General features: G+C 57.4%; 25 protein-coding genes and 3 pseudogenes. 15 read left to right on the top strand and 13 right to left on the bottom strand.

What is annotated here, in order from left to right; genetic code table 11:
- Window position 1 precedes the first annotated feature (1 nt).
- A complete protein-coding gene (locus ACCQ04_RS08100) occupies window positions 2-721 on the top strand; it encodes a hypothetical protein (RefSeq protein WP_372358721.1) in 720 nt (239 codons plus the stop codon).
- A 248-nt stretch (window positions 722-969) separates the two neighbouring features.
- On the top strand, window positions 970-1,629 hold the full coding sequence (locus ACCQ04_RS08105) for an RHS repeat-associated core domain-containing protein (protein ID WP_372358722.1): 660 nt from the start codon (window positions 970-972) through the stop codon (window positions 1,627-1,629).
- 681 nt (window positions 1,630-2,310) lie between these two features.
- Here the strand turns inward: ACCQ04_RS08105 and ACCQ04_RS08110 are convergent.
- From ACCQ04_RS08110 to ACCQ04_RS08125, 4 genes and pseudogenes are all read right to left on the bottom strand, one after another.
- Window positions 2,311-2,692: pseudogene (locus tag ACCQ04_RS08110) on the bottom strand (hypothetical protein).
- Between the two features lies 1 nt (window position 2,693).
- A pseudogene (locus tag ACCQ04_RS08115) lies at window positions 2,694-2,885 on the bottom strand (hypothetical protein); the annotation flags it as partial.
- Window positions 2,863-3,378, bottom strand: a pseudogene (locus ACCQ04_RS08120) (CPBP family intramembrane glutamic endopeptidase); the annotation flags it as partial. The pseudogenes ACCQ04_RS08120 and ACCQ04_RS08115, both read right to left, overlap by 23 nt.
- Window positions 3,379-3,711: 333 nt before the next feature.
- A complete protein-coding gene (locus tag ACCQ04_RS08125) occupies window positions 3,712-4,080 on the bottom strand; it encodes a response regulator (RefSeq protein WP_104589025.1) in 369 nt (122 codons plus the stop codon).
- Between the two features lie 84 nt (window positions 4,081-4,164).
- Between ACCQ04_RS08125 and ACCQ04_RS08130 the strand changes: the two genes are divergently transcribed.
- The gene (locus ACCQ04_RS08130) at window positions 4,165-5,430 is read left to right on the top strand and encodes a two-component system sensor histidine kinase NtrB (RefSeq protein WP_372358723.1); all 1,266 of its coding nucleotides are present in this window, start codon (window positions 4,165-4,167) and stop codon (window positions 5,428-5,430) included.
- 68 nt (window positions 5,431-5,498) lie between these two features.
- Here the strand turns inward: ACCQ04_RS08130 and ACCQ04_RS08135 are convergent, their stop codons facing one another.
- The 3 genes from ACCQ04_RS08135 to ACCQ04_RS08145 are packed head-to-tail and all read right to left on the bottom strand — an operon-like array spanning window position 5,499 to window position 6,997.
- Window positions 5,499-5,879, bottom strand: coding sequence for a hypothetical protein (locus ACCQ04_RS08135; RefSeq protein ID WP_255085867.1), 381 nt, complete (start codon window positions 5,877-5,879; stop codon window positions 5,499-5,501).
- A complete protein-coding gene (locus ACCQ04_RS08140) occupies window positions 5,876-6,190 on the bottom strand; it encodes a hypothetical protein (RefSeq protein ID WP_255085865.1) in 315 nt (104 codons plus the stop codon). The genes ACCQ04_RS08135 and ACCQ04_RS08140 overlap by 4 nt, the downstream gene beginning before the upstream one ends.
- A gap of 54 nt (window positions 6,191-6,244) precedes the next feature.
- The gene (locus ACCQ04_RS08145) at window positions 6,245-6,997 is read right to left on the bottom strand and encodes a hypothetical protein (protein ID WP_255085864.1); all 753 of its coding nucleotides are present in this window, start codon (window positions 6,995-6,997) and stop codon (window positions 6,245-6,247) included.
- Window positions 6,998-7,101: 104 nt separating this feature from the next.
- Here ACCQ04_RS08145 and ACCQ04_RS08150 point away from each other — a divergent pair, with 104 nt between their 5' ends.
- The 3 genes from ACCQ04_RS08150 to ACCQ04_RS08160 are packed head-to-tail and all read left to right on the top strand — an operon-like array spanning window position 7,102 to window position 9,698.
- Window positions 7,102-7,431: a helix-turn-helix domain-containing protein gene (locus ACCQ04_RS08150; RefSeq protein WP_372358724.1), complete on the top strand. Its 330-nt coding sequence runs from the start codon at window positions 7,102-7,104 to the stop codon at window positions 7,429-7,431.
- Window positions 7,432-7,457: 26 nt separating this feature from the next.
- A complete protein-coding gene (locus tag ACCQ04_RS08155) occupies window positions 7,458-8,648 on the top strand; it encodes a hypothetical protein (RefSeq protein ID WP_147295424.1) in 1,191 nt (396 codons plus the stop codon).
- A 24-nt stretch (window positions 8,649-8,672) separates the two neighbouring features.
- A complete protein-coding gene (locus tag ACCQ04_RS08160; protein ID WP_372358725.1) occupies window positions 8,673-9,698 on the top strand; it encodes a S1 family peptidase in 1,026 nt (341 codons plus the stop codon).
- Window positions 9,699-9,844: 146 nt separating this feature from the next.
- Here ACCQ04_RS08160 and ACCQ04_RS08165 read toward each other — a convergent pair whose 3' ends face one another.
- The 4 genes from ACCQ04_RS08165 to ACCQ04_RS08180 form a co-directional block, all read right to left on the bottom strand.
- The gene (locus ACCQ04_RS08165) at window positions 9,845-10,684 is read right to left on the bottom strand and encodes a site-specific integrase (RefSeq protein WP_372358726.1); all 840 of its coding nucleotides are present in this window, start codon (window positions 10,682-10,684) and stop codon (window positions 9,845-9,847) included.
- Between the two features lie 194 nt (window positions 10,685-10,878).
- Window positions 10,879-12,270, bottom strand: coding sequence for a site-specific integrase (locus ACCQ04_RS08170; RefSeq protein ID WP_372358727.1), 1,392 nt, complete (start codon window positions 12,268-12,270; stop codon window positions 10,879-10,881).
- Between the two features lie 756 nt (window positions 12,271-13,026).
- Window positions 13,027-14,001, bottom strand: a complete 975-nt coding sequence (locus tag ACCQ04_RS08175) for a HEPN domain-containing protein (RefSeq protein WP_046933740.1) — start codon at window positions 13,999-14,001, stop codon at window positions 13,027-13,029.
- A gap of 380 nt (window positions 14,002-14,381) precedes the next feature.
- Window positions 14,382-15,269, bottom strand: coding sequence for a hypothetical protein (locus ACCQ04_RS08180; RefSeq protein WP_046932577.1), 888 nt, complete (start codon window positions 15,267-15,269; stop codon window positions 14,382-14,384).
- A gap of 439 nt (window positions 15,270-15,708) precedes the next feature.
- Between ACCQ04_RS08180 and ACCQ04_RS08185 the strand changes: the two genes are divergently transcribed.
- From ACCQ04_RS08185 to ACCQ04_RS08200, 4 genes are all read left to right on the top strand, one after another.
- On the top strand, window positions 15,709-16,647 hold the full coding sequence (locus tag ACCQ04_RS08185; protein ID WP_152666600.1) for an SH3 domain-containing protein: 939 nt from the start codon (window positions 15,709-15,711) through the stop codon (window positions 16,645-16,647).
- A gap of 235 nt (window positions 16,648-16,882) precedes the next feature.
- Complete coding sequence (locus ACCQ04_RS08190; RefSeq protein ID WP_046932574.1) at window positions 16,883-17,107, top strand: hypothetical protein; 225 nt, start codon at window positions 16,883-16,885, stop codon at window positions 17,105-17,107.
- A gap of 401 nt (window positions 17,108-17,508) precedes the next feature.
- On the top strand, window positions 17,509-17,988 hold the full coding sequence (locus ACCQ04_RS08195; protein ID WP_046932572.1) for a JAB domain-containing protein: 480 nt from the start codon (window positions 17,509-17,511) through the stop codon (window positions 17,986-17,988).
- A 43-nt stretch (window positions 17,989-18,031) separates the two neighbouring features.
- Entirely contained in the window at window positions 18,032-19,087 is a 1,056-nt protein-coding gene (locus ACCQ04_RS08200; RefSeq protein WP_080949664.1) for a DUF8611 domain-containing protein, read from the top strand.
- Between the two features lie 163 nt (window positions 19,088-19,250).
- Here the strand turns inward: ACCQ04_RS08200 and ACCQ04_RS08205 are convergent, their stop codons facing one another.
- On the bottom strand, window positions 19,251-20,135 hold the full coding sequence (locus ACCQ04_RS08205; RefSeq protein WP_152666598.1) for a hypothetical protein: 885 nt from the start codon (window positions 20,133-20,135) through the stop codon (window positions 19,251-19,253).
- A 248-nt stretch (window positions 20,136-20,383) separates the two neighbouring features.
- On the opposite strand from ACCQ04_RS08205, the gene ACCQ04_RS08210 reads away from it, so the two are divergent.
- The 4 genes from ACCQ04_RS08210 to ACCQ04_RS08225 all read left to right on the top strand — a co-directional run bounded on the left by ACCQ04_RS08210 (window position 20,384) and on the right by ACCQ04_RS08225 (window position 24,748).
- The gene (locus ACCQ04_RS08210; RefSeq protein WP_046932570.1) at window positions 20,384-20,584 is read left to right on the top strand and encodes a hypothetical protein; all 201 of its coding nucleotides are present in this window, start codon (window positions 20,384-20,386) and stop codon (window positions 20,582-20,584) included.
- Window positions 20,585-20,778: 194 nt separating this feature from the next.
- Entirely contained in the window at window positions 20,779-21,420 is a 642-nt protein-coding gene (locus ACCQ04_RS08215) for a DUF1629 domain-containing protein (protein ID WP_046932569.1), read from the top strand.
- A 35-nt stretch (window positions 21,421-21,455) separates the two neighbouring features.
- Entirely contained in the window at window positions 21,456-24,050 is a 2,595-nt protein-coding gene (locus tag ACCQ04_RS08220) for an XVIPCD domain-containing protein (RefSeq protein ID WP_046932568.1), read from the top strand.
- 236 nt (window positions 24,051-24,286) lie between these two features.
- Window positions 24,287-24,748 carry a uracil-DNA glycosylase family protein gene (locus ACCQ04_RS08225; RefSeq protein ID WP_206539859.1) on the top strand — a complete coding sequence of 154 codons (462 nt, stop codon included), beginning with the start codon at window positions 24,287-24,289 and terminating at the stop codon, window positions 24,746-24,748.
- A 1-nt stretch (window position 24,749) separates the two neighbouring features.
- Here the strand turns inward: ACCQ04_RS08225 and ACCQ04_RS08230 are convergent, their stop codons facing one another.
- Window positions 24,750-25,913: a TDT family transporter gene (locus ACCQ04_RS08230; RefSeq protein WP_075287973.1), complete on the bottom strand. Its 1,164-nt coding sequence runs from the start codon at window positions 25,911-25,913 to the stop codon at window positions 24,750-24,752.
- 107 nt (window positions 25,914-26,020) lie between these two features.
- Between ACCQ04_RS08230 and ACCQ04_RS08235 the strand changes: the two genes are divergently transcribed.
- Window positions 26,021-26,938, top strand: a complete 918-nt coding sequence (locus ACCQ04_RS08235) for a LysR family transcriptional regulator (RefSeq protein ID WP_372358728.1) — start codon at window positions 26,021-26,023, stop codon at window positions 26,936-26,938.
- The last annotated feature ends 39 nt before the right edge of the window (window positions 26,939-26,977 follow it).

Genomic DNA, 26,977 nt, shown 5'->3' on the forward strand with positions numbered 1-26,977 from the left:
CTTGAGTGCCTTTGTTTTCTTGAGTGAGCTCCTAAGGGCGATGACGAATTGGAGTGCTATTAGCGGTAGATGCTCTCGCAAAGAAGTAATAGATATTCAGGTCGAATTGAATGAGCTAAAGACGCGCATTGCAAAGCTTGAGCAGGTCCCGGATCCTAAAGGTGTAGAAAAGAAAAATGGCTGGACGCCAGTCTTTTTTTCCTATCTTTTTGTTCTTTCAGGAATATTGACTGTGGCGACAGCAGTTTTCTTCGTAAAGGGTGGTGTCGCAGAATATTTGTCTTACATTTCACCCCTCTTAGCAGCCATCATTGGCGGTGCGGGAGTCTACTTCTCCGAGAGGCGGGCGGGAATAGAAGGGCAGGGCAAAGTTGGGAAGGTTCTTAGTGCCGAAATTGTCTGCTATTTATCCTCGATTGGTGTCGGAAGTTTGGGCTTAATCGCATTTTTTGCATACAAAGAAGTTGTCATTGATCTCGCTGTAGCAATGATGGTTCCATTTGCGTTTATGCTTTCATTCTTCCTTTTTTTGATAAGGGTTCGTGAGGATAATGGCAAGTCATTGGGTGGACGCAATTGGCTACTCCCAAGTTTCATGCTAGTGGTGGTTTGCGCTGGCCTAGCTTACTGCTGGTTGGAATTCGTAATAGGCGGGCAAAAGCAAGTAAACGATGCTGCCGCCGCAGCAGTGGCTACGAAAAACGAAGCCAGACCCAAATAAGAGTTGCGAAGGGACTGAACGCAAAAATCGGTATGAGAAAGCGTGGCTCTGCGACTGCCTTCAGCAAATCTGTCACTTGACCTAAATCAAATTTCCCCATGTTTTTCATGCTTTATCCTCATTTCATGAACTGATACTCCCATGTTATTTCTATCTGTCAATGTCGCCCCCCCAGGCGAACAGGACATCGGTAACCCGCTTACCAGTACGAAAGCACTGAACACGCCCATCAGGTTAAGTGCCGTTTCTTGAGCGTGGATCCGGTGGCCGCGGACTCGGTATTGGCGGCTAACTTCAATCGCTACTGGTATGCAAACAACAATCCGTATCGGTTCACTGACCCGGATGGGCGAGACGGTAGACTTTTCTGGTCAGCGCCCGATCGAGTGACCTTTACAGTTCCATGGACGATGACTGGCGTGCCAACATCCAATTTCACGGCTGCCTCCGTCAATGCACAGATTGCTCAAGATTTCTCTGGGACCGTCACTGTAAATGGCGTCAAGGTCACAATGACTGCGCAAGGTGTTTATCAAACAACAGGGGGGAAAGGCGTCAACGTCGTTAACGTCGTGCCTGATACGGCTGGTGTCACTAAAAGTGGACGTTCCCAAATTAACGCTATCGGCAGTAACAAAGTGACCGCTGGTGCCGGTGGAGCAGATGCGGCAACAACTTTAACGATATCGCACGAACTTGGCCATGCCGGCGGCGCAGGGGATCAATATGCGGGCGGGGTTGACGCTAATGGAAATGTGCTTCCGGCCGATGTCGCAGGTCCAGCTAATGTGATGAAGGATCTTTCTGGCCAGCCGGCAAATTCTCAGAGCCTTGGAGAGATCATCAATGCCAAGACCAATGTAAACTCCTGCGATAAGGGCGTAAGCGCGGCGAACGGAGGTTGTTAGTGAACAAATTATCACTTATTGCAGGCATGGTCGGACTTCTTGGAAGCGGTTTTGTAACCGCTTCGCCTAGAACCCAGGCGCCAGCTGCGCCTCCCTCACGGTGCGAGATTCGTTTGTCAGCATGGTGCATTGCCGAAGGGGCTTACGAAATAAACCGACAGTTGGCTAACGACTCCGTTCATGACAGGGTCTGGTCTATGCGAGGGAGATCCAAGCCTGCATCTAAGGTGATTGTTCTCGAGCCCAATGGATGCAAAAGTGGGCCTTCAGATGCGCTGGAGTTGTTGGAATTTGAACAAGGGGTGGCGTGGCAAAACGATTCTTGGGATCGAATTCAAGTCAAGCTAAAGTCTGATGGGTCCTGCGATCTGACAATTTTGCTGCCTCCTTATGATGGAGACCCCCTGGAATGGGCCTTCTCCAGTGGGTTGCCTCTGATTAGGCCTTGCAAGGACGAAAAGTGCATTGGTGCGGGTATTGGGGAGCTGAGGTCTCAATTTGAAAAGAGATATCGCGAGCGCCCAAAATCATAGTATTTCATGGCGGTTTTCTCGACCCAATACGAAGAGGCCCGCAGTGATGCCGGCCTCGCAGTTTCCAGAGCTGATTCCTCTCGGTGACTGGCGTATTGAGCGACTCCTCCATGTTTGAGTTTTGTGCTGTCAGGCAGGAGCAAGATCTTCAGCTGGTCAACTGAAGCCACAACACGAGCAGCACCATGGGACGTCCGCTGAGCATCGAGCTGACCCAGAAAGCTCCCACTACGGTCAGCGAGGTCATCACCCACCACTGCCACCAAGCGAAGTCGGTATCCCGCGCTTGGGCAACCCGTGCTTCCGACGGGTAGAGCCGCTCGGCTTTCCGCAGACCCCGTCGAGCCATGAGTGGCCCAACAATGAAACCGAACGGGCCCAGGAAGAGCAGGCTCAGCGAGAACCACCAGAAGAACCGGTTGTGCGGCGTGGTCACCTTTTTGGGGGGCAGCGCGCAGTGCGCCGTCCCCGCCAAGCCCTCCCACGGCGCCGACTGCCGTTCCAACCATCGAATTCGATTCGGTCTTCATTGGCGTAGGCCCTCCACGTGCCGTCGGCCTTCGCATAGCGGAGATTTTTGCTGACGGGGACGGGAACCTGCCTGCCGGCGATTTCCAGGGTCACTTGGCCACGGGTATCGCAGCGGTAGCCGTCGGCGTCCTCGGCCTTGGTGCAGCCGGTCAGTTCGAAGTTCTGGACGAAGGTAGAGCGTTGTGACGCCCCATGTATCCACCAACCCGTGCGCCAAGATGAGCGCCCACAAGTTTCGGTTTGAGCGCAGGTATGCATAGCCAAAAACTGCCCCAACAAGGCCCGTCAGTAGAACTCCCGAAACGCCTTGACTCGCGTGCATGGCGCCGAACACAACTCTGCCCGCGACAGCCGCTCCGATGCGGCCTAGGCCAACGCGGTCGAACAACGCTTCAAGCTGGTGGATCAGAAACGCTCGGAACACCAGCTCCTCCCCGATGACGGCGCTGATCCATGCATACCCAATCAGCTGCATGGCTGCTGGTGCGTTATTGCGAAGCGCGCCGTAGGCGCTGTAATCCGTCTTGGTGCCAGTGAGGTAGTCGATCAGCGGCTGGAAAAACGGTGTGATGATCGCGGTGACGAAGAGCACCAGCAGCGCTGTCCACCCGAGCGTGGGGCCTAGTCCTCGCCATGTCAGGCCGCACGCCCGCCAATCGTGGGTTTCTAGCCAAACCAACGCAATAAGGCAGGGGCACGGTGGATGCTCTTGACGTGCTCCCACTCGCCAAGACCTATCGGTAAGCGCCGAAGCTCTATTACCGGCTAGTCAAAAAGTGCTGGCGAGAAATCCAAATCTTGTGGACGCTCGTGACTCGGCCACCGCCACTTTTTACCAAGGCGTAGGACGTTTCTGACAGAGAATGGCGCTATGCTGTGGAACCTCCACTGCGGAACGATGGGCCATCTCGCGCTGACGGAGGGGGCCACTGAGTCGCAAGGCGCTCAGCGCCCGTCTTGCCATGGTCCAGCCCTTGTTGCAAGACAGATGCGACGGATAATCGCGTCCAGGGTCCAATCAGGCCGCCAGCGATTCCTGGATGCGGTTGACCAAATGAGCGCGTTTGTAGGGCTTGCTTAGAAATTTTGTTCGACTGGGCAAGTCGCCAGGAATGTAGCCAATGCCCGAGGTGAGAATGGCAGGAAGGTTGCATCCGTCCAATCGGAGGTGGTGGAGCATCTCCTTCCCGTCCATGGCACCCGGCATTTGCAAGTCCGTGAAGATCAAGCCTATCTCAGGATGATCGGCAAGCCGGTCCAGTGCCTGGCTTGCATCCCCTGCGGTTACCACGCAATAGCCGTGTTCGGTCAGCAGTATTTCCGCCAGCTCACGAGTAAGTTCATCGTCATCGACAATTAGGATGACGCATTCAGCAAGAGAAGCCATGGGGGTCGTCTGGTCGCGGATCTAGCTATCGACACTGGCCCCTACAGTGCAAAATGCGCGTGATTGCCGAACTGCCCCCACTGAATGATCCAGATGCTTCCCTCTCAAGACCGCTACCGACAGATCGTTGAGCTGTCTCCGGACTCCATCAAAGAAATTGCTCTCGACGGCAAGGTGCGTTTTGTGAACTCCCACGGAGTCGCGCGGATCGCTGTGGAGAATGCGGAGCGTGTGCTGGGGCAACAGTGGTCGTCTCTATGGCCTGAAGAGGTCCGCGACACCGTCGAAGAGGCAATCTCCGCAGCTTCTCGTGGGGAACGGCGGCAGTTCGATGCGGCCTGCACAACTCCCAGCGGTGAGCGCCGGTTCTGGCTGGTTTCTACCAGTCCACTAACCAATGCCGACGGGGAAATCGAGGCCGTCCTGGCCGTCAATCGAGACGTAACCGAGCGCCGCCAGGCTGAAGTGGCGCTGCGCACGCTCAATGAGAGCTTGAGCAGTCAGCCTGAACTAGCCTTGGCCCACGCCGAGCTGGCCGATGCCATTGATGAGAAGTTGGGCCATGCCAACCAGCGGGCACAGCAGCTAGAGGGGGAGCTCAATATTGCAAAGGCCGCCCAGCGTATGGCCGAGGCAATCGCAGAGCAGGCCCAGAAAAGGGACGCGATTGGTCAGCTGTTGGCCGGCATGGTGCACGACTTCAACAACGTGCTGCAGGCGGCCTCCGGCGCGGTGGAGATGGTGCTTCTAAGCCAGGGTATCGACGATAAGAACCGCAAGCTTTTGGGCATGGCAGAAAGCGCGTTGCAGCAAGGGGCGACCATGTCGCAGCGGCTGCTCGGCTTTGCCCGGCAGCACCCTTATCTGCCAGAGAATGTTGACGTCGGCCGGGTCGTGCAGGGGATGCTGCCGCTGCTGAACCAAGCCGTGGGTCTCGGCATCACGATCGACTTCCGAGCGGAATCCAACCTCCCCCTGGCTATGGTGGATCTGCACAGCTTGGAACGGGCCATCATGAACCTGGTGGTGAACGCCCGGGATGCGTGCGGCGATGCAGGCACCATCACCATTTCTACGGAGAGTTGTTCCATCGGGCGTGTGCCCGACGGCGCATCCCATTCGCCTGGCCGCTATGTGCTTGTGAAGGTTCACGATACGGGGCAAGGCATCGCGCCAGAGGTGCTGGGACGGCTGTTTGAAGCCTACTTCACCACCAAGCCACCCGGGAAAGGGACGGGTCTGGGTCTCTCTCAGGTCTACGGCACGATGCGTCGGGCCAACGGCTTCGTCGATGTGGAGTCGCAGCCAGGACAGGGTGCTTGCTTCACTTTGGGCGTGCCTTGTCCTTGATGGACGCTGATTGCGGCGGCTGGGGCGCCGCAGCAGGCCACCGTCGCATTCTCGAGTAGTCCTGCTGTCTAGCGCGTCAGTTGCGCATAGAGCACAAACAGAACCATCGGGAGGCCGCTCAGCACCGAAGTGACCCAAAAGGCGCCCATGACGGTCAGCGGGGTCATGACCCACCACTGCCACCAGCTGAAGCCACGATCACGCTGGCGGGCCATGTGAGCCTCGAAAGCGTAGAGGTGCTCTGCCTTTCGCAATCCTCGTCGAGCCATGAGCGGCCCGACGATGAAGCCGAACGGTCCCAGGAAGAGCAGGCTCAGCGAGAACCACCAGAAGAATCGGTTGTGCGGGGTGGTCACATTTTTAGGGGCAGCGCGCATGGCGCCGTCTTCGAGGAAGCCACCCACGGTGCCAGCGGACGTTCCTGCCATCGAATCGGGTCGGGTCTTCATTTGGCGTAGGCCCTCCACGTGCCGTCGGCCTTCGCATAGCGAAGATTCTTACTGACCGGGATGGGCACCTGCCGGCCCTCGATGTTGAGCACGGCCTGGCCGCGCGTGTCGCAGCGGTAGCCCTCGGCTCCTTCGGCTTCAACGCAGCCAGTGAGTTCGAAGTTCTGGACGTCGGTGACTTGGCCGGCGCCGCTGTCTTTCAGCAGTCGGATAAAAGCTTCCTTGGCATTGTCAGATGAGGGCTTGCCGCCGCAGGCGGTCAGGCCCAAGGCCATGGTCAACGCGACCAGGCCAATCCATGCGTTTTTCATGTCGTTCCTTTTTTGAGGGATGGTGACGGGGAAGGCGGGCCAAGCCGGGACCTACTACTTGTCGCGGTTCCCGTCGGGCCTGAAGGCAGCAATCCAGAGCCTGGTGTCTTTGAAGGGCGTCAGCATCCCCGACGGTCCGGGATGCAGATCTGCGGTCTGGATGAATCCCGAGACCCATGCCACGCGCAGGGCGACATCGACGGCGCGGTCAGCCACGCCGGGCCGGCTCACATTGACGACAAACGGCTGGGCCGGAGGGTTGGGGCCGTTGGAGCGCTGGGCGCCCGTGTTGGGCTTGCTGGGCAGCACACGGATGCCGTTGAGGACATCCCGGCCTTTCCAGAGAGCAGAGGTATTGAGCTCTGCCGTCTCGCCCAGGTCGTCGGTCTCGGTCAGCGGAGCGTTGGCGCAGGCCTGGAAGGTCTCGACGCTCGGCGCGTTGGGGCCAGTCCAGATGCGGGCCTCCACCGTCCAGCAGGGCAGGGATGCCCCCCACTCGGTGAAGGTCAGCGCCACCCGAGGCCACTCCAGCTTCCCGAGCTGGGCCTGCTGGTGGTTGTCGCCCTTGAAGAGGTTAGGCAGCTTCCCGGCGCCGCTGATGGGCGTATAGATCGAGCTATTCCCCTGACCGCTGGCCTTGCCAGCGATCTGCGGCCTGATACCCACCATCTGCTTGCCGGTGTCTGCCAAGCCTTTGCCCAGCTGACGGAAGAAGCCAGGCCTCTGTTCTTGTGCGTCCTGGGCCTGAGCGGCGCTGGCCACAGTCAATGCGAGCAGGGCTGCGCCTGCAATCCTCGCGGTCTTCATGAAATCCCCGTGTGTTGGTGGAGGGTGCTACATTTCATGAAGAGTCTGCCATGCAGTGGAGGAGCAAGTCATGCTGTCCGGCCAACTTTTCAACATTCGTTCACGTGCCGAAGGCTTCCCCCCGAGCTCTCTTTGCTGCCCGCCTGAAACAGGCTCGGGAACTGCAAGGCATCCCAAGCCAGCGGGCTTTGGGGGTGCTGATGGGGCTTGATAAGAAGTTGGCCAGCAGCCGGGTCAATCGCTATGAGAACGAGACCAGTGGCATTGACCTGGATGGGCTAGGGAAGCTGGCCGAGACACTTGGAGTGCCTATGGCCTACTTGGTGGCGGAAGATGAAGCGACCGCAGAGGTGGTGTTGGCGCTTTCCGAATTGTCACGTGACGAACGAGCTCAAGTTGTCACATTGGTCAAGGAAAAGCTCGAAAAGAAGTGAATCCTCTTAACCATAAGTGATTCCGAATGCGCGCCCGATACGTCATTCCTTTCACCCGCCGGATCATCATCCCCGACCATTGGGAAATCCCATTTCAAGCAGGGGTATGCCGAGTTCGCGAAGAGGCAGGAATCGCCGTGGCGCTGGAGGTTGTTTTTTCCGGCCAGCCGGTAAACTTGGCGCCTAAATTAGTGCAAGAGCCGGGAGGAAATTTCCGTTTGGTGAATGAAGATCATAATGTTGAATTTATTCGAGTGCAGCTCGTCGATGCAATGGCTTTCCTCAGTTGCTACTTTGATATTGCACTCGAGATGGACGAAGTTGAGGCATTCTACGAGGCGGAGACGCCGGAAGAAGATGGAAAAATAGAAGTTAAGTCATTCAAGTCGGGAAGGCACGTCCCTAATCTTCCAATTCTCTTCGATTTATTGAGTCGAGCTATTTTTTGCGCCGAAGGGACCTCCGGGCCCCGCTTTGAAGCCACTTTAGTATCAAGTGCTCGCCATGCAATGGGTGAGAAGCGATACATAGACTCATTTAGATACTATTTTCTATTGATTGAGGCGTTATATGGTGGCGGGCATTTCAAAACCGTCGCCCTTAAGAGCGTTCTCAAGGCAGATGTTGAATTCAAGAATATGGTGCATCAAGCATTCGAGCATCTTAAGAGCTTTGATGTTGCTCGAATCAATAAGCTATCAGAACTGCTGTCGTTGCCAGATAGTGTTGATGGATTGATAGATCATCTGGTTGAACAGCGCGGAATCTACTTTCACAACAATGTTCGCCGTAAGGGCGCATGGCGGCCAGAGCGGCAGCAAGAAGCCCATGCCTTGGCGCTTTTCTCTGCTTTGGTAGCGCAAGAAATTTCTCAAAAGGCAGCAAGCCCGATGTTCTCAAAGGAACTTGTGGGTAGGCATATGGAATCTGCAAATAAGGCGGGAGCAAAAGTTGTGTATCAAATAAACTTCGATTATAAGGCAGTTGGCGAAGGTATTCTAAGAAGTAGTCATCTTATTGTTGACATGCCTGGAACCAAACCAACGCCCGCAGCTGTTTTTGAAGTCATGAAGATGTTCATTAAATATTTTGAACAAAACGTGCCAATGGGGAGTCTGGAGCGAGCAGCCTGCGTGGTCCAGGGGACGGGGGAAAAGGTGTTTGAAATGACTTTTTCTATGGGCGGAAACGTTGTCATGCCTGTTGGCTCAGAGTGATGCTCAATGTCAGTCGAGCCGGGCGTGGAGATTCTGAAGACGCTTTGGGAGAAGAGCTCGGTAGGCGAGTGGAAGATCGCTCAGTTGCGTCCTTTAAAGCTCTTGCCTGCGCAGGGATATGGGGAGGACTATTTTTGGATAGCGAACCGGTTCGAGTTTCCGACGACTCATAGGAGTTTTAGCTTCGGGCAGCTTGTTGAGTCTACGGGTTCTACCAACAGCTTTCTTAAACAAAGCATTGTTCCTGTTGTTGCCCTTGTTGCCGGAGCTTCTTTTCTTCGAGTCATTGGAACTGCTTTCGTGATCAGTGCATCCGGCTTGGTCATGACGGCAGCCCATGTGCTCCTAGACCCAGAAGATTCTGGTTATGGCGGTGCTATCAATGAAAATGGAGCAGTCCGTTTTGACGGTAATATTCAGATGGGAGTTCTCTTTCCCTTGCCGTCTACGAGCTACGGTCCAAGCGCTGTCCGGTTCGCCCCATTTCAGTCCAGTAGGTTCTGGGGAGGCTGGAAGGAAAGTCCGCTCTTCCACGAACGGGATCGGGTGGATTTTGACACCGATGTGGCTATATGCCGGCTTTTGCCGCATCCAGGTGGGGCGTATCAGCCCCTGAACCTTTCACTCAGGCCTGTAGAAGTGTCGGAACAGGTGTTTGCGATTGGCTATGCGGAGATGGACGATATCCCGGTTCGCTATGTGGATGGTGCAGTCGTGTTGGGCCAGTTTAGCCAAGACCTATACGTCTCGGTTGGCACGACCACAGCTGTCCATCTGGACAATGCTCAGACGCGCTCTGTGTCTACGCCCGGCCCGTGTTTTGAGTTCGACGCGAGGATCCCTGGCAAGATGAGTGGTAGTCCGATTCTCGGAGGCGATGGGGCAGTCATTCGCGGAGTAGTCAGCAAGAGCCTGTCAGGAGAGCGCCATGCGTTTGGCGCCTTACTTGGACCCGCGACCCATCTTCCACTTTTTGACCAGGAAAGCCTCAAGGACCTGATGGCGAAAGGATCCGAAGGCGTTCCGAGGATTCAGGGCACTGGCCTCTAGACTTCGGACAAGACGGCAATAGGAATGCCAGCAAAGTCCAACCAAATTTTGATCCTAGAGTCCATCTCGGCCGGCTAATTGAGCATCGCCAGGAGGCTGGTGGCCGACCTCCACATTCTCGTTGCCGTAGCGGAGAGGCGGGGGAGTCACCTGTAACGGGCAGCCCCATGCGTGCGCACAAGCACCTGGTCGCCCATAAAGCGTGGCAAGGTCAGCCCACCACAGGAGATCTTATTCAGCGATTTTTTTAGGCGCTTCATCCGACAACTTGGGTAAAAGAACCACGTAAAAGCCGGGAAGTGGCGCTCTGACGCTCGGGCCAACTCCCTTTTATCAGCCCAGCTGATGTCAGCATCCATCAAGCGCTCCCCGAAGGTCTGGCGTAGCGCGGAGAATCCGCTTTTTTCGATGCCATGAGAGCGCAAGTATCGAGCGAACTTGCTCCTAAGCCATGCGGCTGTGTCGGCTGTTCGCTCCCTCTGGCTGGTGGGAAAGAGTTCCCGCCCGTCCTTGTTTTTGATGGCTGCGACGTAGTCCGGAAACCCGGCATCAAGCAACACTTTCGGCACCGGAATCGACCCTGTGTTATGCCTCTGTCGAGTTCGGTATTTGGAGGCAGTGGCGCTTTCCGATTCCGGCGCAGCTCGATTCTTGAGCACGATGCACATCAGCCCGGCGGGTTCGATGATGTCGTCGATAGACAGCGCAGCCGCCTCCGATGCCCGGACACCCATGTAGAGTCCGAGCAAGGGGGCCCAAAAAAGCAGCGGTTCGTTGGCTGCCCATTGATCGTAGGCTGGAGATGCGAAAATCGTCGCTAGGTCGCTCTCAGCAAGACGCTGCGGGCGTTGGCGGTGAGATTCGGCATTCATAACAAATGCTGTGCTTGCGGTGCTGCGAGGTGTTCGAAAGGTTACTTTGCCAGGTAGGCGTTGATTGAGGAGAGAGGACAGATGTTCGGCAGTAGGCGTGCTGGTGATGCTCATGATTGAATTCCGAAAGGGTGGAGAAGGAAGGGTGGAGAAGGAAGGGTGGAGAAGGGCGTTGAGGTTTGAGCCCGCTACTTGGTCGCTGGCATCCGTTTTCAGTTGCTTAGCAACGGATGGTCGAAACAAGTGACCTTGCTGCGGCGATGACGCGGCAGCAAGATCGCAAGTCGCGATATCAAAGCAAGGTGCGGTCAGGGGTAGAACTTGCGGGGATCCGACAACTGTTCGGCGAACTGTCCTCGGCGATACTTGGGCAGCTCAACCGGCGGCTTGTATTTCCCCAGAATTCTGATCTGCGTGGCCCGAGCAAGCTTGGGCTTCTTGTGGAAATACGCGTCATGCAAGACGGGCACGTTCTTCCGCAGCGAATGGCCGGTAATGAGGGCGATGTCTTGGTCGGACACGTTCTTGTGGTGAAGCTCGGTGGCAAGCGTGTGGCGGAAGGTGTGAGCGCCGATCCCCTTTCCGAAGCCCAAGGTCTTCATGTAGCTGCTGAACTGGTTCACCGCGCCTTGGCTGTAGCGCGCATTGGTCTCACCCGTTTCCCGGTTCACGCCCGCAGACAGATGCGGAAAGAGTCTGGGATGGCCAGTAGCCTTGATGTCCTCAATGAAATCCAGGAAACCAGCATCCAGCAATGGTTTCGGGATGGGCAGGGTGCGAACTGCTGCTTTGCCCTTTAGGCTTTGACGGCTCCTGTCTCGATCCTTATGCCTGAGATCGGCGTCGACCGTTTTTTGGATGCGGATACACCAGACCTTGGCCTCCTCAACGATGTCCGCGACCTTCAATTGAGCGAGCTCGTTGATGCGTGCGCCCGTGTAGAGCGAGATCATGGGCAGCCACCACCGATGCGGATACTTCTTGGCCCAGGCCGGGAACGTCTTGGGTGAAAAGATGCGCTGAAGCTCTTCCTCGTCGAACAAGCGCTGGGGCTTGTTCGTGTCCACGACCAGGTCTTTCTTGATTTTCGGGAACGCATCCATTGGCGATATGGGAATCGCCTTGGCTTTTACTAGATTGCTGAAGAAGGTCACCAGGAACCGCCGGTGCTTCTCCAGCGTGGCGGGAGCGGGCGGCGTCACGCCAAGTTCTTTGCCACGGGCAACCGCCTGCTCGAACGTGTAGTCCCGATACTTAAGGTCGGACAGCAAGAGCGGGGGTGCCCAACGCATCAGGTCCCAAAGCTTGTAGATGTGAGCGTGGTCGATGCGCGAGACAGGAACGTCACCACAGGCAATCCGTAGGAGCTTCAGCGTGCGAGCCGTGTCGTCGACGGTTTCCTTTGCCAGGCAGCACCGCTCGCGATGGCCGAGGTAGTCCGAGATCTCGACCGACAGCAGTCGAGCAGGAGAGCAGAGGGGTAGGGGCTCGGGGTAGAGCGTCCGATTCTTACTGAGGCGCACTCTACGGGAGCGCTCATCCGCGCGGTCAAAGAGCTCCAGGGCGTGGATGGCGGCTTCGCGACCCGTAATGTTGATTTCGGAGGCCCGGACGTTGCCGACATGGACATCCTTGATTTGTAGGAGCCCAAACGGGGAGGTGATGTAATCGCGGAGCTGTTGCTGGACGATAGAGGACATTGCTTGCTTCCATTGTTTCAATGGAAGTAGTGATAAAACAGCCCGGAAATTCGTCAATCAAAACGGGCAATTTTTTTCTTTTCCTGAAGCAAACTCTACCGCAACGGTGCCACATGGACTTGCGCCAAAATTATTATGTCCGGTTCCAACCCGGCAGATCCATGTAATTCAATGATTTAGAACTGGTTGGCGAAATATTTTTGAGTGATTTGCCCTGGCATTATTGTACTGTTTAATGCAAATAGGCTAACTAAAACAGCCCTTATGTTAGTTTTTAAGGTGTACCATTCCTGAATGCTCGCTCAAATGTTAGTATTATCTCGGTAGATAAAGCAGCCAAAAACGGGAGTTAACTAACATGGACCACTTCGAGGGCGCGGTGCTGGACTACCTGCGTGCGGATCGCACTGGTATTACGATGCCTTGGCTGTGAGTTTCGAGGAGCAGGCAAACCACTTGTGTGAAATCTCCTGCACGGTGAACGAGCCGTTGCTCTTGGGGCGATTTAGCGCGGCATGTCCCAGCCAGAGAGACGCTTGACCGGGAGCATTGCTTCCAAGGCGATAATATAGTTGCCGGCACTCAGCCTTCGGCTACTATGTCGAGGGGATCTATTGGTGGTTTTTGCTAACAACAGGGGGTGAGATGGGAAGTGTGATCGTAATGACGCGGGACGAGCTAGAAGCGGCCAGGAACGCGAAGGCGCAGGAGATTGTCGTCAGGTGCAGCAGTTGCTGAAGGAAGTGATCTGCAACGCTACTTCTCCGTCCCTGTGTCCGCGTGATCGTTCTGAACGGAATCATGCGAACCCAGAATTCTGAGCAGCGCCAACAGAGCGCTATGCGAATCCATCGCCTGGCTCAGAGAGCTGGCTTCTTCGCCGTATCGAACAGCTGGTGAAGTCTTGAGGGTGGACAGAATCCGCTCGTCTACGTGGATTCCGAGTTTTTCATCCAAGAGTTTGCCAAGGTGGACGTGATCGTGACCCTTCCCGGCGTTCGTCGGGTATGCCTGTCCAGCCCGGGCAAGGAAGCCCTTCAGTAACTTTTCCGCGCACTGGGCGGCCTCCCATCGAGCTTTCCCATACTCTCGCCCGCTTGAGATGGCTTCGACGCTGTGCCTAAAATCTGCTTTCGCATGGGCGAAGAGCGGATGGCCGCGGAGAGAATCAAAAGTCATGATGGCTTGCCATCCGTGCACAAAGGCCCGATGGAAGAAGACGAGTTCTCGGTCTGTCAACTTGTTTGCCATTGGTTGAGTCAGACCTTCTACCGAAGACAATGCGTTGTGGATTGCTGGACCTCTGCCGACAGTATTCTGTTGGACCTTTGAAAGATCTCGATCAACCACGACCACTCCTTCACCCATGATCATCGGAAGGCGAATCCTCCAAAGGTTGGCGTTGACAACCACAAGAAAGGTTCCAGGTGAAAAGTCGACCTTCATCGCATCGCCGTAGTGATCGGAATACCATGCGTGAACACGAGCAAGAAGATCACGGGGGGAGAAAGGCGGACCCCTGTCCGTCGGTCCGCCAAGGATCGGAGTTCCATCCAACTTCAACGTCCAGGACACCTGCAGGGAAGCCATCATCCCGCGACGGTGCGGTTCGATGCCCTTCGCCGAGAGTCGACTGTCGAGTGACGTCATCATGGCGTCGAACTCGACCTCATTCGTCGGGCGGTGTGGCCACTGCCATTCGTTGAGCTCATCCTTCCTAGATTTTGTCATACAAACTCTTTGTGGCTGTTCTTGAAGGGGAGTTTAGACGGACCCGCAGGGCCTGCATTGGACCAGTGACTCGATCGTATCCGGCACTAACGCACCCGGACAAGCTGATCTCACCTTGTAGTGTAAGCCGGTGACAACGCTGTCTGGTTCATGGCCCACACCTACCTGCGTTGCTCGCCCCCGCGCACCCGCTTGGCGGACGACGCAATGGCCATTGAGCCGCGACCGAACTGGGTGTTCGCGCGGTCCATGATGTCCATCAAGGCTTTGGAGCGTGGTCCACTTGGGCGAACAAATCGCCCGGGCGGACATAGCCCGCGGGTTCGGACACTCGCTCGCAGCTGACGTAGAAGTTGTTGCCGTCTATGAGGCCCAGCATACTAAAGCGCCCGCGGGTCCACGTCGTGCCATTGCCGGATTTCTTGCTCCAGAGCGTCCCACGTTGTTTGGAGTTGCTGCCTGTCCCCATTGAATAGGGGCTGGTCCAAGTGTGCGAACTGGTCAAACTGGGGGTGGGGAAGAACGCTGCCGATGCCGCTGAAGCAAAACCACTCGCCCACCAGCTGCGCGATCTGGGCCAACTCCTTGATGGCACCTTTGGCGTCGTCCAGGTTCCACTGCTGGAGCGCTCGACCGGTGCGGCTGAACTCGGTGGCCGCGTGAGCGATTTCCACGTTGACGTGTTCCACTACGCCGTCCAGGCGCGCTAGGCGGCGCTCCAGCGTGTCAAACACCTCTTCTCGAATCAAATCATCGGGGGTGGACGTGCCGGGCGTGGTCCCGCTCAGCCAGTCGAAAACGGCGTGCCGTTGGGCCGAGGGTTCGTAGTGATAGTCCCGAGGAACCCAGTGAGCTTGGCCTGGTGCTTGGGCGCGCAGAAACTGCCGATACTGCTCTTCAATGGCCGCATAGTTGTAGCCGAGGCTGGCGATGTCCTCGACGAATACCCGACGGGTGATGCGCTGCCGGACCGCTTTCGCGTCCAGTAGCAGGCCACCAATGGAGCACACCCCACGTTGACCGTGGATGGTATCCCGCTCGGCCAGTCGCCGAACGCCTTGCATGGTGCTGCTCCAGAAGCCCGAGACGAGCATCTCCAGCACCATCCCATTGAGCTGCTTCCCATCCTCGCCATCGGGCGCCTGTCGTACTATTTCCACCACGCAAGTGAACGCGGTCAAGTCCCACGCAAGCTTCGACAACGCTTTGGATATGGCATTGTCGTCGGTGTCGTAGACGCGCTTCCAAAGCTCTATCCGATCGCGCATCACCTCTCCTGAATGACAGTCACGCCTTCGGGGGCGTTGAGCCCGCCTTCCCGGCGCCACAATTGGGATAGCACCCCTTCAAACCGCTTAAGTTCCCCGTCGTCGATGGGCGCACGCCGATAGGCAACTTCATCGTCAAGCACGCTTAGCACCGTTAGTTTAATAGTATGTGGACTTACCTTTAAAGAACGGCACTGTGACTACGAACGTTGAAAATGAACCTGATGGCGAGGACAAAAAGACGTTGGTTGAACCGGAGGCAATGTCAAGTTGCCAAGACCGGCCAGCTGTAGATCGATTGGTCGCTGCGCTGCAGAAGAGCTCGAATCGGCAGAGACTGCGCCTGTGGCTGGGGAGCGAGTCCCTCGTTGAGGCAGCTCACGCTGCGGATCACTCGGCCCGACGATCAGTAACACGACATTGGGAAGCTACTACAGCCTTGGAACACGCTTCCCGGTTGCGCTCGGTGGATGCCCTCGCGGCCACGGGGCCGGCTTATGAGCTGGCCCGTGTTGCCCAGGTTGGCGCAGCCGCGCTTCAGGAAGCCACCGAGGTATGGGCCCCCGTGTTCGAGGTCTTGTCCGTCGGCATCCAACAATTGGCCCGCAACGCGCAGGTCTGGCAGAGCCGGCTGTCGATGGTGGGCGATGTGGCCATTGAACTTCAGCGAAGAGTGAATGTAGCCAAAAGTCCTGTACTTTTGGTCGCGCAAGAGATTCAAGACCGGTTGAGCATGGTCCATCAAGTGGCGCAGTCGCCTACGTTCCAGACCTGGCTCCAAGAGCTGCCTAGCGAGCGAGTTCAGGAGGGCATCCGTCGCTTCCTTGAGGAAGTTGAGGAAGCCGAAGGTCTTGAGCAACCTGATGCTGTGGCCAGTGATGTTGCCGTTGCAGCAGAGGGTGACAGTGCTTGGATCGTGTCGTGGCTTCTTTCTTTCCTCAAGTGCTTGCAGAGGCTTGGGGTTACTCCTTCCGAACGCTGGAATGCCTATGCCTTATTGCTTCCGTTCGCCTGCTTCCTTTACACAGAGCAGGGCAACGACGAGGATCACGCGGAATTGGTGTCACTTATTCGCCAACAGCATCAGGCCGAGATGGCTCAAGGTTTGGAGCACCATCAAAGCTCAGTTGAATTGCTCAAAGTCATGCGCGCGTCGCTCGCGCTACAGCAGCTCGAACAGAGTTATGAAGTGGCCGTCGGACGCGCGCCGATTCGCGACCATTGGTCAGGACCCGTAACTGGTCATTTAGTGAAGGGAGATGAAGTCCAAGTTCTGGAGGCGGCAGGGAAGTGGCGACGCGTGCAGTCAGTCGATGAGGAAGGAAGGTTCTTCATTGGATGGATGCTCAATAAGCACCTACGTCACCTACCTGTTTAACCTTAATCTCTCAGTCCCTGTTAGGGGCCGCGCATCTGAGTTTGCCCGTTGGCTCAGCATACCTCCGGCTTAGTCCTGTATATGAACCACGGAACAAAACGGAATGGCGAAAGCCCTCCCAAGACGTTAGAAAGCTGGTTGAAGCAGAGCGCCACCTGGCATGTCAACTGGCGACTTGAAGAGGGGCTGACCGTGTGTCTCAGGCGATGCGACAGCATTGCCGATACTTGGGGTTATGGACAGAGCCGAGTTGCGCATCCACCTCGAACGCCTGGATGCAGCCGTTCCGACATTGCGGGCGTCGAGTCCTGATCGCCGCCACTTTTGGCGAGCTTTTACAGTCATGGCCGCCGCCATCGAGAGCAAGGCAGCGACGAGCGAAGACGCACAGTTCGTCGGCCGTCAGGCCGAGGAAATCTTGTCCTGGCACGGACTGGAAAACACCGAAAACCAAGTCTGAGTTCATGAGTGTTGCCAAGGCCATCCCGATGGTTGCGTGCTTCTCGTGCGCAGTGATGCGTGCGTAAGGCAAGCAAGCAAAGCTACGTAGTGGCTTCATCAATGGCTGCAAAACCCAGCCATAGCCTGCTGACAACGTCAGTCGCCTCGTCAATCCGCACGCCGTTTGGCCCGTAAGCCTTGTTGGCATGCATGGTGTTTTCTCCACAATGCGCTGGGCCTCTTGAAGGGAATCTTGGCTTCGCTGTCCCGACCGCAAGGACAGGCCTCCTTCTCGGCGCTGGCGCTCTGTTGCGGCCCTCCGCTGTGCGCCTAACGGTGCTCGCTCCCGGGTGCGGTCGAGCCGAACGCTTCGCCTGCCGGTTCCCACGAGGCGCACAACGCGCTGGTGGAGAAGAACCGATGAAGCGCACCCAAGACCTGAAGGCTCAATACCAACTCCAGATGGACGAGGAGGGTATTTTACTCGCCGCCGCGACCATCCTGGAGCAGCGCCTTCAACGCCAAGGCCGCATCCACAGCCCGGAGCAAGCCGGCAGCTACCTGGTCGCCCGCTGCGCCCACCTGCCGCGTGAGGTCTTCGGATGCATCTTCCTCGACACCAAGCACCACATCTTGGCCACCGAGCACCTCTTCAGCGGCACCATCGACGGGTGCGATGTCCACCCGCGAGTCGTAGCAAAGCGTGCCCTGGACCTCAACGCCGTCGCCGTCATCCTCTTCCACAACCATCCGAGCGGGAATCCGGAGCCCAGCGAAGCCGACCGCAAAGTCACGAAGCGCCTGGAGCAGGCCTTGGGTCTGCTGGACATCCGAGTCCTCGACCACCTGGTCATCGGTGGCCGGCAGCACACCAGCCTGGCCGCAAGGGGGTGGGCATAGCCCGCCCCCTCTTTGCTACCCTTTAACTTCAAAGGAGAAGGCGATGAAGCTTAAGCGGGAAGCTAGAACACTGAAATCCAAGTCTTTGGCCTCATTGCGCCGAGGACTTGAAGCCTTTAATAGTCACGATGATGTTGGTCGCCCCGAGGTAATCTTGCTGCTGCTGCAACATGCTAGCGAGATGCTTACGAAAGCGCTTTTAGTTCAAAAAGAAGAGGATGTATTTGACAAAGAAAAGGGGACATCTATCGGGCTTGAGAGATCTTTGAAAATCGGGCTGTCAAAAGGTTGGCTAACCGTAGCTCAAGCAGGGTCTATTCGGGTTATTGATGCTATGAGAGATCAAGCTCAACACTGGATGATCGTTGTTCCTGAGGACGCGCTTTATATCAATTCGCGAGCACTTATTACAACGTTGGATGAAATTCTTTCTCTTCACTTCGATGACTCTCTTGCTGATCACCTTCCTTTGCGAGTTCTTCCGCTTTCGACGCAGCCCATTCCCGATTTCATCATGTTGGTTAATCGGGAGTACGCTCAAATTAGAGAGCTGTTAGCCCCGGGCCGCCGTGCTCGTGATGAGGCGAGAGGGCGAATCACTGCCTTATTGGCGATGGAAGCACACGTGAGCGAAGAGGTTTCGGTGTCAAGACGAGACTTGGATCGAATCGAAGAGGCAATCAAGGGCGGGACGCCGGTGGAACAGGTATTTCCGCGCCTGATGACATTGGCAACCGATGTTGCAGGTGAGGGTCCCACTATTCGTGTTCGAATCACCAAGGCCCCAGATGCTCCTGGAATTCGTTATGTGTCTGGTGACGATCCTGAGGGGGCAGCCGCTATCCGCGAGGTGGATCTTCAAAGGAAGTATCACTTAAGCCCTAGTGCTCTTGCGGATAAGCTTGGTTTGACTAACAGCAAGGCCAAGGCGGTGCGAGATCTACTACGTGTGGATGAGGATCCAGCGAATGTTATGGTTTTTGAGTTCGGCTCCCAAAAGCATCCTCGTTACTCGGATAACGCACTTCGGGTTCTGAAGGCAGCCATCAATCCAGAATTAGTCGATCGTGCTTGGAGAGAGCGTGTCAGACGCCGTTAAGATTTATGTAAAGCGCAAGCTTTGGGTGGGGCATTGATGGCCACGTGTTGGGCCCATACAGTGAGCGGCTATGATTTAATATCTAGTGAGCATGTTGTCATGCAGGGCGGTGTGAGGTATTCAATTTTTATTTAATTGAAGTCGGGAATTGCTTTTGAATTTTTTATCTTTGATCTATTGCATTGCATAACTCATATGTGAGAGCGATTAGAGCTTCCATCGCCAACTTTGCTCTTTGATATTCAGCTAGGTTGGCATCATGTGTCTCTTCAAGAGAAAGTGGCTCTTGGCAAATCATGGCATAACTCACTGCCGTTTTCGTAGGGTGCTCGACTTCAAGGTAGGTTCCGTCATCCTGCCTAGCCATCTCGGGAAAGGGGACGATTGAGCGAATCGAGCGTGAAATTTGGCCGAGAAGTAGGCGAGGGGAGAAGGAGTGTGCAGCTAGGTCACGGAAATTGCTCGTCAGACCGGAGTATTCATCCCCATCCAGAAGGTGCAGATTTCGCTGGAAATCCGAAAATTTTGTCCAGCGCTCTCCCAACTTGCCCAGCTGTTTTCGCCTATCTGATCTTCGCAATGGTTTCCCAGGGCGATCGTCCTGCACAAGCCGGTCAGGCTCTTCTGGGGAAACAAATTGGTTGGCTTGATGGATAAGATTTTCTGCGGTCAAAGCTAGACGGTCTGCGAAGCTGCTGGGCTGAAGCATGCAATAGAAAGCGATCGGTTCCAAAAAGTGATTAAGAATTTCCCATTTGCGCTCCTCCTCCTGATAGTTCGAAACAACGTTGTTCCAGGCTGACCACTCGTGAATACGAATTCCCCAAGCATTGAGTAAGTTGATGCTCTCTTGGACTTCGCTGGAAGCTCCCCAAAACCAGGCGAAGGTTCCTTTTGTTTCGTTGACCTTTTGAACGATATCGTAAGAGGTAAGGCTTGGATGCCGGTCCCTGTGTCGCTCAAGGGCCGTCTGAAAACGCGTATAAGCTTCAAGGGAGAACGATTGCCAGCAACGCCAATGCTCTTCAGTTTCATTATCGGTCGGCATTGCATCCTCCAGATGCTGTCCCAGTTCCTACATTGTAGGGTTGCTGATTGATTGTTGGAATTCTGCTTTCCCTTATAGGGCACCGGTCCTCTTGAATCGTGCTCTCTCATCACAGCACAAGCGAGAATCCGGAGCACAGCGAAGTCGGCGGCGCCGTAAGCCTGCCAGCAGGTAGCATAGCCCTCCTTCACCTGTGCGGTCTGCCGAAGCTAGACTGCCAAGGCAGATGCACGTCCAAGGAGCAGGAAATGAGAGCGTTTCACGTGCAAGGCATTGTGTGGGAAACCGATGGCAAGCGTCCCGCGTTGCCGATGGAAGCCACGGTCGAATGCGAGAGCGAAGAAGACATCGCCGATGCGCTCAGCGATGCATACAGCTGGCTGGTGAGCGAGATTGCCGTCGTAGAGGAGATTGATGTCGGCCACGGCAGTGAATCGGGGCAAGGCTGATCGGTGGCCATCGCCTGGCTATTCTGGCCGTTGGGGCACAGCCGTGCTGCCGGCGATTTGGAGACCGGATGGCAGCCGGCAAACGTTGATGCTAATAGTTGTGGAAGCGCGGGATCGGTGCGCACCGAGCAAACTCCAAAGCAGGTAAGCTCTTCCGAGAGATGGCGCAACGCAAAAGAGATGGAGCGCAACGCATGGAATCGACGATGACCAATCAGCCAGAGGCTGAAGAGTTTTTTATATTTGGGCCCGACCTCGAGAGCGATAGGCCGTTCCGGGGTGCGGTCTTTGAAAACGTCCGAGCGTTGCTCACTCCACCTCGCCTCATCCTTCGACCCGAAGACGGCGGATTCCCTCCCTTGAGTGAAGCGCCACGGCTCTTGTTTGATCCTGCCCAGGGGCCCATGCCACGGGACTTGGAAGGAGGCTTCAGCGGGTATTGGTTGGTCTCGGAACGGCTCCAGCAAGTCATGGTTGCCGTTGACCCGGAGGCATTTGCATTCGTTGAGTGCGATACCCGCCTTGTGGATGGGTCAAAAGGGCCAAAGCACTTCCTTTGCGACGTGGTCCGCGAAGTGGATGCCCTGGACGAAGAAGCCTCAAGGCTGAAGATCGAGATCGACGAGGATTTCGTCAACGGGAAGTTCTATTCCCTGGGTGGAGGAGCCAGTTTGGTCTTCAGGCGTGAGGTCTTGGATGGTGCGCACGTGTTTCTGACGCCGTTCAACTCCTTTGTCGTTTGTGACCGGTCTTTCAAAGAGGCCGTTCAGAGCGCTGGAATACCTGAAGACCCCGGGGTAAGTGGCATCTCTTTCATCGACGCATCGGACATCTGACTGCCTTCAGGCGCGACAAGGAAGGAATCTGCACCATGCCCAACAAAAGTCCCCTTTTCCAAGGGCACCACGGCATCGAGCAACAAACCCTGGGGCATAGCCGCCTGTTGAAAGCGCTGGCGGATACTGGGCGCTTTGAGATGGACGCGGGTTCGAACCTGATCAACATGCCGAACGACAAGGTTCTTGCTCATGCACTCGGCGTTTCGCCCCATAGTGGCGGCCCTATACGTGATTACCGCCTAGGCTTGGAGGATAGTCTTGCCCGGTTGGAACGATCCAAGGATGGACGTGCTGCATTGGCGGGCGACCCCGAAGCGCTGGACAGGGTAGCGGCGAAGGTCCATCGGCTCGGCGACAACGTGCAGGTGGCGCTTATCAATGGCGACCTTCGCACCAACACGGGATTGGGGCAGACGATCGATCAGGCGCGCGCCCAAACCAAGGCATTTTTCCAAGACCCAAACGGCTACGACAAACTCCATGCTGGTCAGGTGGATGCACATGGCCAAGCCAGCCCGCTAAATCGCCAGTGGGGTGTGGTGACACAGAGCGAGCCGCGTGTGCTTGCCACCCTTCAACACCTCCAAGGATCTACGCAAGCGCTAACCCGCGGTGGCAATGTGGACCTCCAGCGGAACGGTCTCTCGCAGGCGATTGCTAATGCGCATCATGATGGCCGCGTGGTGATGTCCGAGCGCGGCATCCTGGTGGTCGAGCAAACCCTGGGAGAGGAAGCCGCACAAAACCTCCGTGTGCCGCGCGGGCAGCGCGGTGATGTCGCCATGCAGCTGTTGATGGGCGAGGCCTCTGCTCGGGGCCTGACGCGCGCGGGCGGACTTTTGACTACGGGCACGGATGCGGTCATGACCGCGCGCACGGCGTCCGCGCTGATGGAGCAGGGCAACACCACAGCGGCGCAGTCAGAGGTTCAGCACGCCATTGCGCGCAACGCGGGCGGCTGGGCTGGTGGTGCGTCCACGGCAGCGGCGCTGGGCAGCAGCGGAGGCTTTGTGCCTGCGGCCTTGGTGGTTGGCGACGCGGTCCTGATGAGCAAGGCCTTCGACAAAGGCGCCGATCTGCTGGACAACCGCGCCATCTACCACCAGACCGACAAGGCGGGCGTGGAGTGGCAGTTCAATGGCCGGGATTGGCAGCGCCAGGGCGCTTTCGAGCGCGGGGCAGATGGACGAGACACTCCCAGTCAGGCTCCGGTTGGAGCCAGCTACGCCAAGTCCCAGGAACTGGGTGCGGTGGCGAACGCCAAAGCAGCCGAGTTGGCGCTGGGCAAGGCACCGCCGCCGCAGGATCCGTTCAATCTCCCGGCCAAGCCTGGCGACCAGACGGGACTGGACAACCAGAACTGGCAGCGCAATCCGACTACCGAGTCCTGGGAACGCCAGGTCAAGACCGGCGTGGCGGGGCCCAACGACCACGGTGTTTACGAGCCTCAGGCCGCTACCCCGGCGCAGGCGCAGCGTTTGAACCAGGAATCCTTGGCTCGGATTGAGAACAACATTTCCACTGGTCGCGAGGCCATCGCCCAGGCCTACCTGGAAAGCCATGCCGCGCAGCGTGGGCAGGACTACGGGGTTGCAGTGCCGGAAGCCGTGGAGAGCGCCCGGGCCAAGCCCGACCAGGTCCAGGGCCATAACGGCCAGCTCTACCAGCGCAACGAGGCTGGGCAATGGGCGGGCAAGGACGGAGTGGCCACCGGCAACCTGGCGGTGGAACTGGAGCTGACGAATCAGATGCGCCAGCCCTCGCTGGAGCGCGCCCAGGAAACCGTAGCGGCCATTGAGGCTCGCCCAGCGCCCACGCCGGCGCAGATGGAGCACAACGAGCTCCTGCATCGCTACCGGGCCGCAGGCGTGGACCTCAACGCTCAAGAGAACAACCTTCAGGCGGTGGAGCTGGCCACCCAGCGCACCAAGCAGGCCGAAGGCCTGACTGGTCCGACGATGCAGCAGCTGAAACCGAACGAGCAGGGGCAATACGGCTACGACAGTCCCATTGCGCACTTCCAGGTCGGCGCCGACGGGGTGGCCCACCAGGTCGCGTTGACGACCGCTGAGGAGCTACGCCAGGCCAAGGCCGAGCTGGGCCAGCCGGCCATGGCGCACGTGCCGACGCTGGGCGCGGTGTCGGTGACCGGGCCAGGGCGCAGCAAGGAGCAGGAGGCTGAGCCGGCGCAGGAGAAGGCGGCTCCTGGTCTGTTGCTGGCCGACAACCCTTCGCACCCGGACCACTCGACCTATCAGCAGATCCACTCCTGGGTTCGCGGCACGGGGAACTGGAACGACGAGGAAACCAGGAACGTCTCGGCTGCGCTTTACAAGCAGCAGGTGGACGACCCGTTGCTGCAGCGGGTCGACAAGGTCACGGGCGGGCTGGGCAAGGACGGGGCGCACAACGTCTTTGCGGTCTACGCGCCGCATGGGATGGGAGTCGCGCCAATGTTTCATGCCCATGTCGATGGCCGCCAAGCCGCGCAAGAACCGGCGCAACAGAACCTTCAGCAAGCCGAGGCCATTCAGCAGACCCAGGTCCGCCAGCAGGCGATGGAGCAGACGCAGCAGCAAAACGTCCAGCAGGAGCAAGGGCCACGAATGACCATGGGTGGGCCCTGATGTCGCTCTTCGGCATGGCATGTCCGATGGAAAACGAGGAAGTGCATTTGAGCGATACCAAAACGGCGCTATGAAATCGGTCACTCCACTTTTGTATGCCTGATTCCACCTTAGACCGTTCTACGCTGGTCGACAGTGCTCACGTCCGAAGCCTCAACCAGTGGGTCCGAGGCCAATGCCAGCGTGGTCGAGCGCTGCCGTTTTTCGACCCGCTGGATGGGGGTGAAAGGGCTCGGATGATGGTGTTGCTGGAAAGCCCCGCTCGCCATGCCGCCACGCCGCGCTTTGTGTCGCGAGACAACCCGGTTCCTGCGCAGAAAAACTTGAAACACTTCCTCGAACAGGTGGCATTGCCGCGCAACGAGACCATCCTTTGGAACGCGGTGCCATGGCTGCCATCGGCAGGTGAGACCAAGAAACCACTTAGGAAGGCAGATCTACAGGAAGGGGTGGTGATGCTCCTGGACGTGCTTTCCCGCCTTCCAAGGCTTCACGCCATCGTCTTTGCGGGGCGAGTCGCCCAGCAGTGCATGCCCAGTGTCAGAGAGAGCTTCCCTCTGTTGGCCCTCTTCGGCATGCCTCACCCAAGCCCGCTGTCGGTCTGCACCAGCCCCGAGGTTACCAAGCGCATCTTGTCCGTCCTGAGCGAAGCCAAGCGCTCGCTTCAGACCGCTCCCGCTGCCCCACGCGAAGGGTGAATCAACTCCCCTTATTGAGCGAAGCGATGCAGGGAGAAACGAACAGGTTTCCCCGGTAAGCGCCGGCCAGTGTCTTGGCAAAGACGATGGCCCACATGACGGCCAACAACACGACCAGCGCCGTGCCCAGAACTTCGAAGAAGCTCAGGTGAAGCGTGGCCCCGAGGCGCAATGTCGTCACCGCATACACGCCCAGCGGGAAGGTGAATCCCCACCAGCCGAGGTTGAACGGGATGCCGTTTCGGAGGTAGCGCACGGTGATGAGCATGGCCAGCACCATCCACCACAATCCCAATCCCCAAAACAACAACCCGCTGATGAGGCCAAATCCCGCCGCCATGCTTCCTGCCGACTCGAGGCCTTGGGCAGCCAGGATGGCAGGGGCATCCGTGCCCAGCACCAGCATCCCCAGTGCGCCGGTTCCGATGGGGCCCAGCGACAGCCAACTGGACGCGGCCATGCTTTCGTGCGGCAACTTGTGCAGCGCCATGCGCAACAACAAGATAACCAAGATGCTCAAGGCCACCGGCACCGAGTATGCCCACAGCACGTAGCTGGTGATCAGCACATGGTATTGGCTTGCGGCGTCCGTGAGGTGGGGAGCCAGCAGCCCACCACTTGCGGCCGCGACCTCGGCCGCCACCACCGGCAACAGCCAAACGGCGGTCATCTGGTCGATGCTGTGCTGTTGGCGCGTGAACATCATGAAGGGGATCAGCACCCCGCAGGCCAACGACATGGCCACATCGACCCACCAGAGCGTCTCTGCCAACGGGAGCACATCCGCTCCCCACCTAGGCAGGCCGTAAAGAAGCAAGCCGTTGATGATGGTGGCCAGCCCCATGGGAATGGTCCCAAAGAACATGGAAACGGTGGAATGGCCAAAGATCTGCTTGGCCTCGTTGAAAAACAGCAGCCAACGGCTGGCGTAGAGCGTGCTGAACAAAATGAAGAGCCCGATGTTGAAGCACCACAATGCTTCGCCAAGGGCCTTGGCCCACGGGGACGGGAAGGGAAGTTGGCCCAAGGCCAGCGCCAGGATGCCGGTGCCCATGGTCGCGGCAAACCAGTTCGGCGTGAACTGCCGGATGGCCTCGCGAGGGTTGGAAAGAGCGGCCAGGGGCCGGTGCCCGCCCATGATGGCCATCAGTTTGCTTTCGCTCATTGCAGCAGCCTCGCAGCGGGGTGTTGGGAACGGGTAGAGTCTAGGGCGGCTTCCAATATCTGTAAAACGGGTAATCTTGGTAAGAGTTACCTGTTTGGTGGATTGAAATGAAGGTCAGCCTCCGTCAGCTCCAAATCTTTTGCGCCGTGGCCGAGCATGGCAGCACCACTGGCGGCGGCGCCGCGGTGGCGCTTTCGCAGTCGGCCACGAGCGCTGCGCTCAACGAGTTGGAGAGCGTGCTGGAAACGCGGTTGTTCGACCGAGTCGGCAAGCGGTTGCTGCTCAATGCCGAAGGCGAACGCCTGCTGCCGCAGGCACGGCAACTGCTCGACGGCGCACGCCAGATTGAAACCAGCTACCGCCCCGGCGCTTCCGGCCGTCCGGTGCGGCTACGGATCGGCTGCAGCACGACCATCGGCAACTACGTCTTGCCCCGTTTGCTTGCCGATTTGCGCAAGTCGTTCCCCCACATTCACGTGGACGCCGACGTGGCCAACAACGCCGCGATTGCGCGAAAGGTCGCCGACTTCCAACTCGACATGGGGCTCCTGGAAGGCCCTTCTCATCTTCCGGAACTTCATGCCGAGCCCTGGTTGACGGACGAACTGCTGATCGTCGCGGGGGCCCAGCATCCGCTGGCCAAGGCCTCGAAAGTCACCAAGGCGGACCTGCGCCGGGCCGACTGGCTGCTGCGAGAGCAAGGGTCTGGCACCCGGGAAGAAGTCGAGGCGCTTCTGTTGCGCTATCTAAGCGACCTGGCCAACACGCAGCAGATCGGCAGTTCCGAGGCCATCAAAAACACGCTAGTCCAGGGAATCGGCGTCAGTTGCCTCTCCCGTTGGGTGGTGAGCGACTTGCTGTCTTCCGGGCGACTGGTGGCCCTTGAGGGCGTGCTTCCCTCGTTGGCCCGTCAGTTCTACTTGGTCAAGCACCGCGACAAGTTCATCTCTCAGGGGTTGGCCGGGGCTTGGGAACAGTGCCTGGAAATGGGGCGAGACCCCAAAAAGAAGATACCTAAAAAATAGGTCGGTGAAACAGGAATAATTTGTTTTCCTTCTTCGTTG

Source organism: Xanthomonas sp. NCPPB 2866 (genome assembly GCF_041475745.2).
Lineage (GTDB): Bacteria > Pseudomonadota > Gammaproteobacteria > Xanthomonadales > Xanthomonadaceae > Xanthomonas > Xanthomonas arboricola.

Coding starts and splice junctions, on each gene's coding strand:
- ACCQ04_RS08135 (WP_255085867.1), bottom strand. CDS start 5,879: ATGAAGACCCGACCCGATTCGATGGCAGGAACGTCCGCTGGCACCGTG.
- ACCQ04_RS08230 (WP_075287973.1), bottom strand. CDS start 25,913: ATGAGCGAAAGCAAACTGATGGCCATCATGGGCGGGCACCGGCCCCTG.
- ACCQ04_RS08215 (WP_046932569.1), top strand. CDS start 20,779: ATGGAATCGACGATGACCAATCAGCCAGAGGCTGAAGAGTTTTTTATA.
- ACCQ04_RS08155 (WP_147295424.1), top strand. CDS start 7,458: ATGCGCGCCCGATACGTCATTCCTTTCACCCGCCGGATCATCATCCCC.
- ACCQ04_RS08190 (WP_046932574.1), top strand. CDS start 16,883: ATGGACAGAGCCGAGTTGCGCATCCACCTCGAACGCCTGGATGCAGCC.
- ACCQ04_RS08140 (WP_255085865.1), bottom strand. CDS start 6,190: ATGAAAAACGCATGGATTGGCCTGGTCGCGTTGACCATGGCCTTGGGC.
- ACCQ04_RS08200 (WP_080949664.1), top strand. CDS start 18,032: ATGAAGCTTAAGCGGGAAGCTAGAACACTGAAATCCAAGTCTTTGGCC.
- ACCQ04_RS08235 (WP_372358728.1), top strand. CDS start 26,021: ATGAAGGTCAGCCTCCGTCAGCTCCAAATCTTTTGCGCCGTGGCCGAG.
- ACCQ04_RS08165 (WP_372358726.1), bottom strand. CDS start 10,684: ATGAGCATCACCAGCACGCCTACTGCCGAACATCTGTCCTCTCTCCTC.
- ACCQ04_RS08205 (WP_152666598.1), bottom strand. CDS start 20,135: ATGCCGACCGATAATGAAACTGAAGAGCATTGGCGTTGCTGGCAATCG.
- ACCQ04_RS08220 (WP_046932568.1), top strand. CDS start 21,456: ATGCCCAACAAAAGTCCCCTTTTCCAAGGGCACCACGGCATCGAGCAA.
- ACCQ04_RS08170 (WP_372358727.1), bottom strand. CDS start 12,270: ATGTCCTCTATCGTCCAGCAACAGCTCCGCGATTACATCACCTCCCCG.
- ACCQ04_RS08225 (WP_206539859.1), top strand. CDS start 24,287: ATGATGGTGTTGCTGGAAAGCCCCGCTCGCCATGCCGCCACGCCGCGC.
- ACCQ04_RS08175 (WP_046933740.1), bottom strand. CDS start 14,001: ATGACAAAATCTAGGAAGGATGAGCTCAACGAATGGCAGTGGCCACAC.
- ACCQ04_RS08145 (WP_255085864.1), bottom strand. CDS start 6,997: ATGAAGACCGCGAGGATTGCAGGCGCAGCCCTGCTCGCATTGACTGTG.
- ACCQ04_RS08210 (WP_046932570.1), top strand. CDS start 20,384: ATGAGAGCGTTTCACGTGCAAGGCATTGTGTGGGAAACCGATGGCAAG.
- ACCQ04_RS08195 (WP_046932572.1), top strand. CDS start 17,509: ATGAAGCGCACCCAAGACCTGAAGGCTCAATACCAACTCCAGATGGAC.
- ACCQ04_RS08125 (WP_104589025.1), bottom strand. CDS start 4,080: ATGGCTTCTCTTGCTGAATGCGTCATCCTAATTGTCGATGACGATGAA.
- ACCQ04_RS08180 (WP_046932577.1), bottom strand. CDS start 15,269: ATGCGCGATCGGATAGAGCTTTGGAAGCGCGTCTACGACACCGACGAC.
- ACCQ04_RS08130 (WP_372358723.1), top strand. CDS start 4,165: ATGATCCAGATGCTTCCCTCTCAAGACCGCTACCGACAGATCGTTGAG.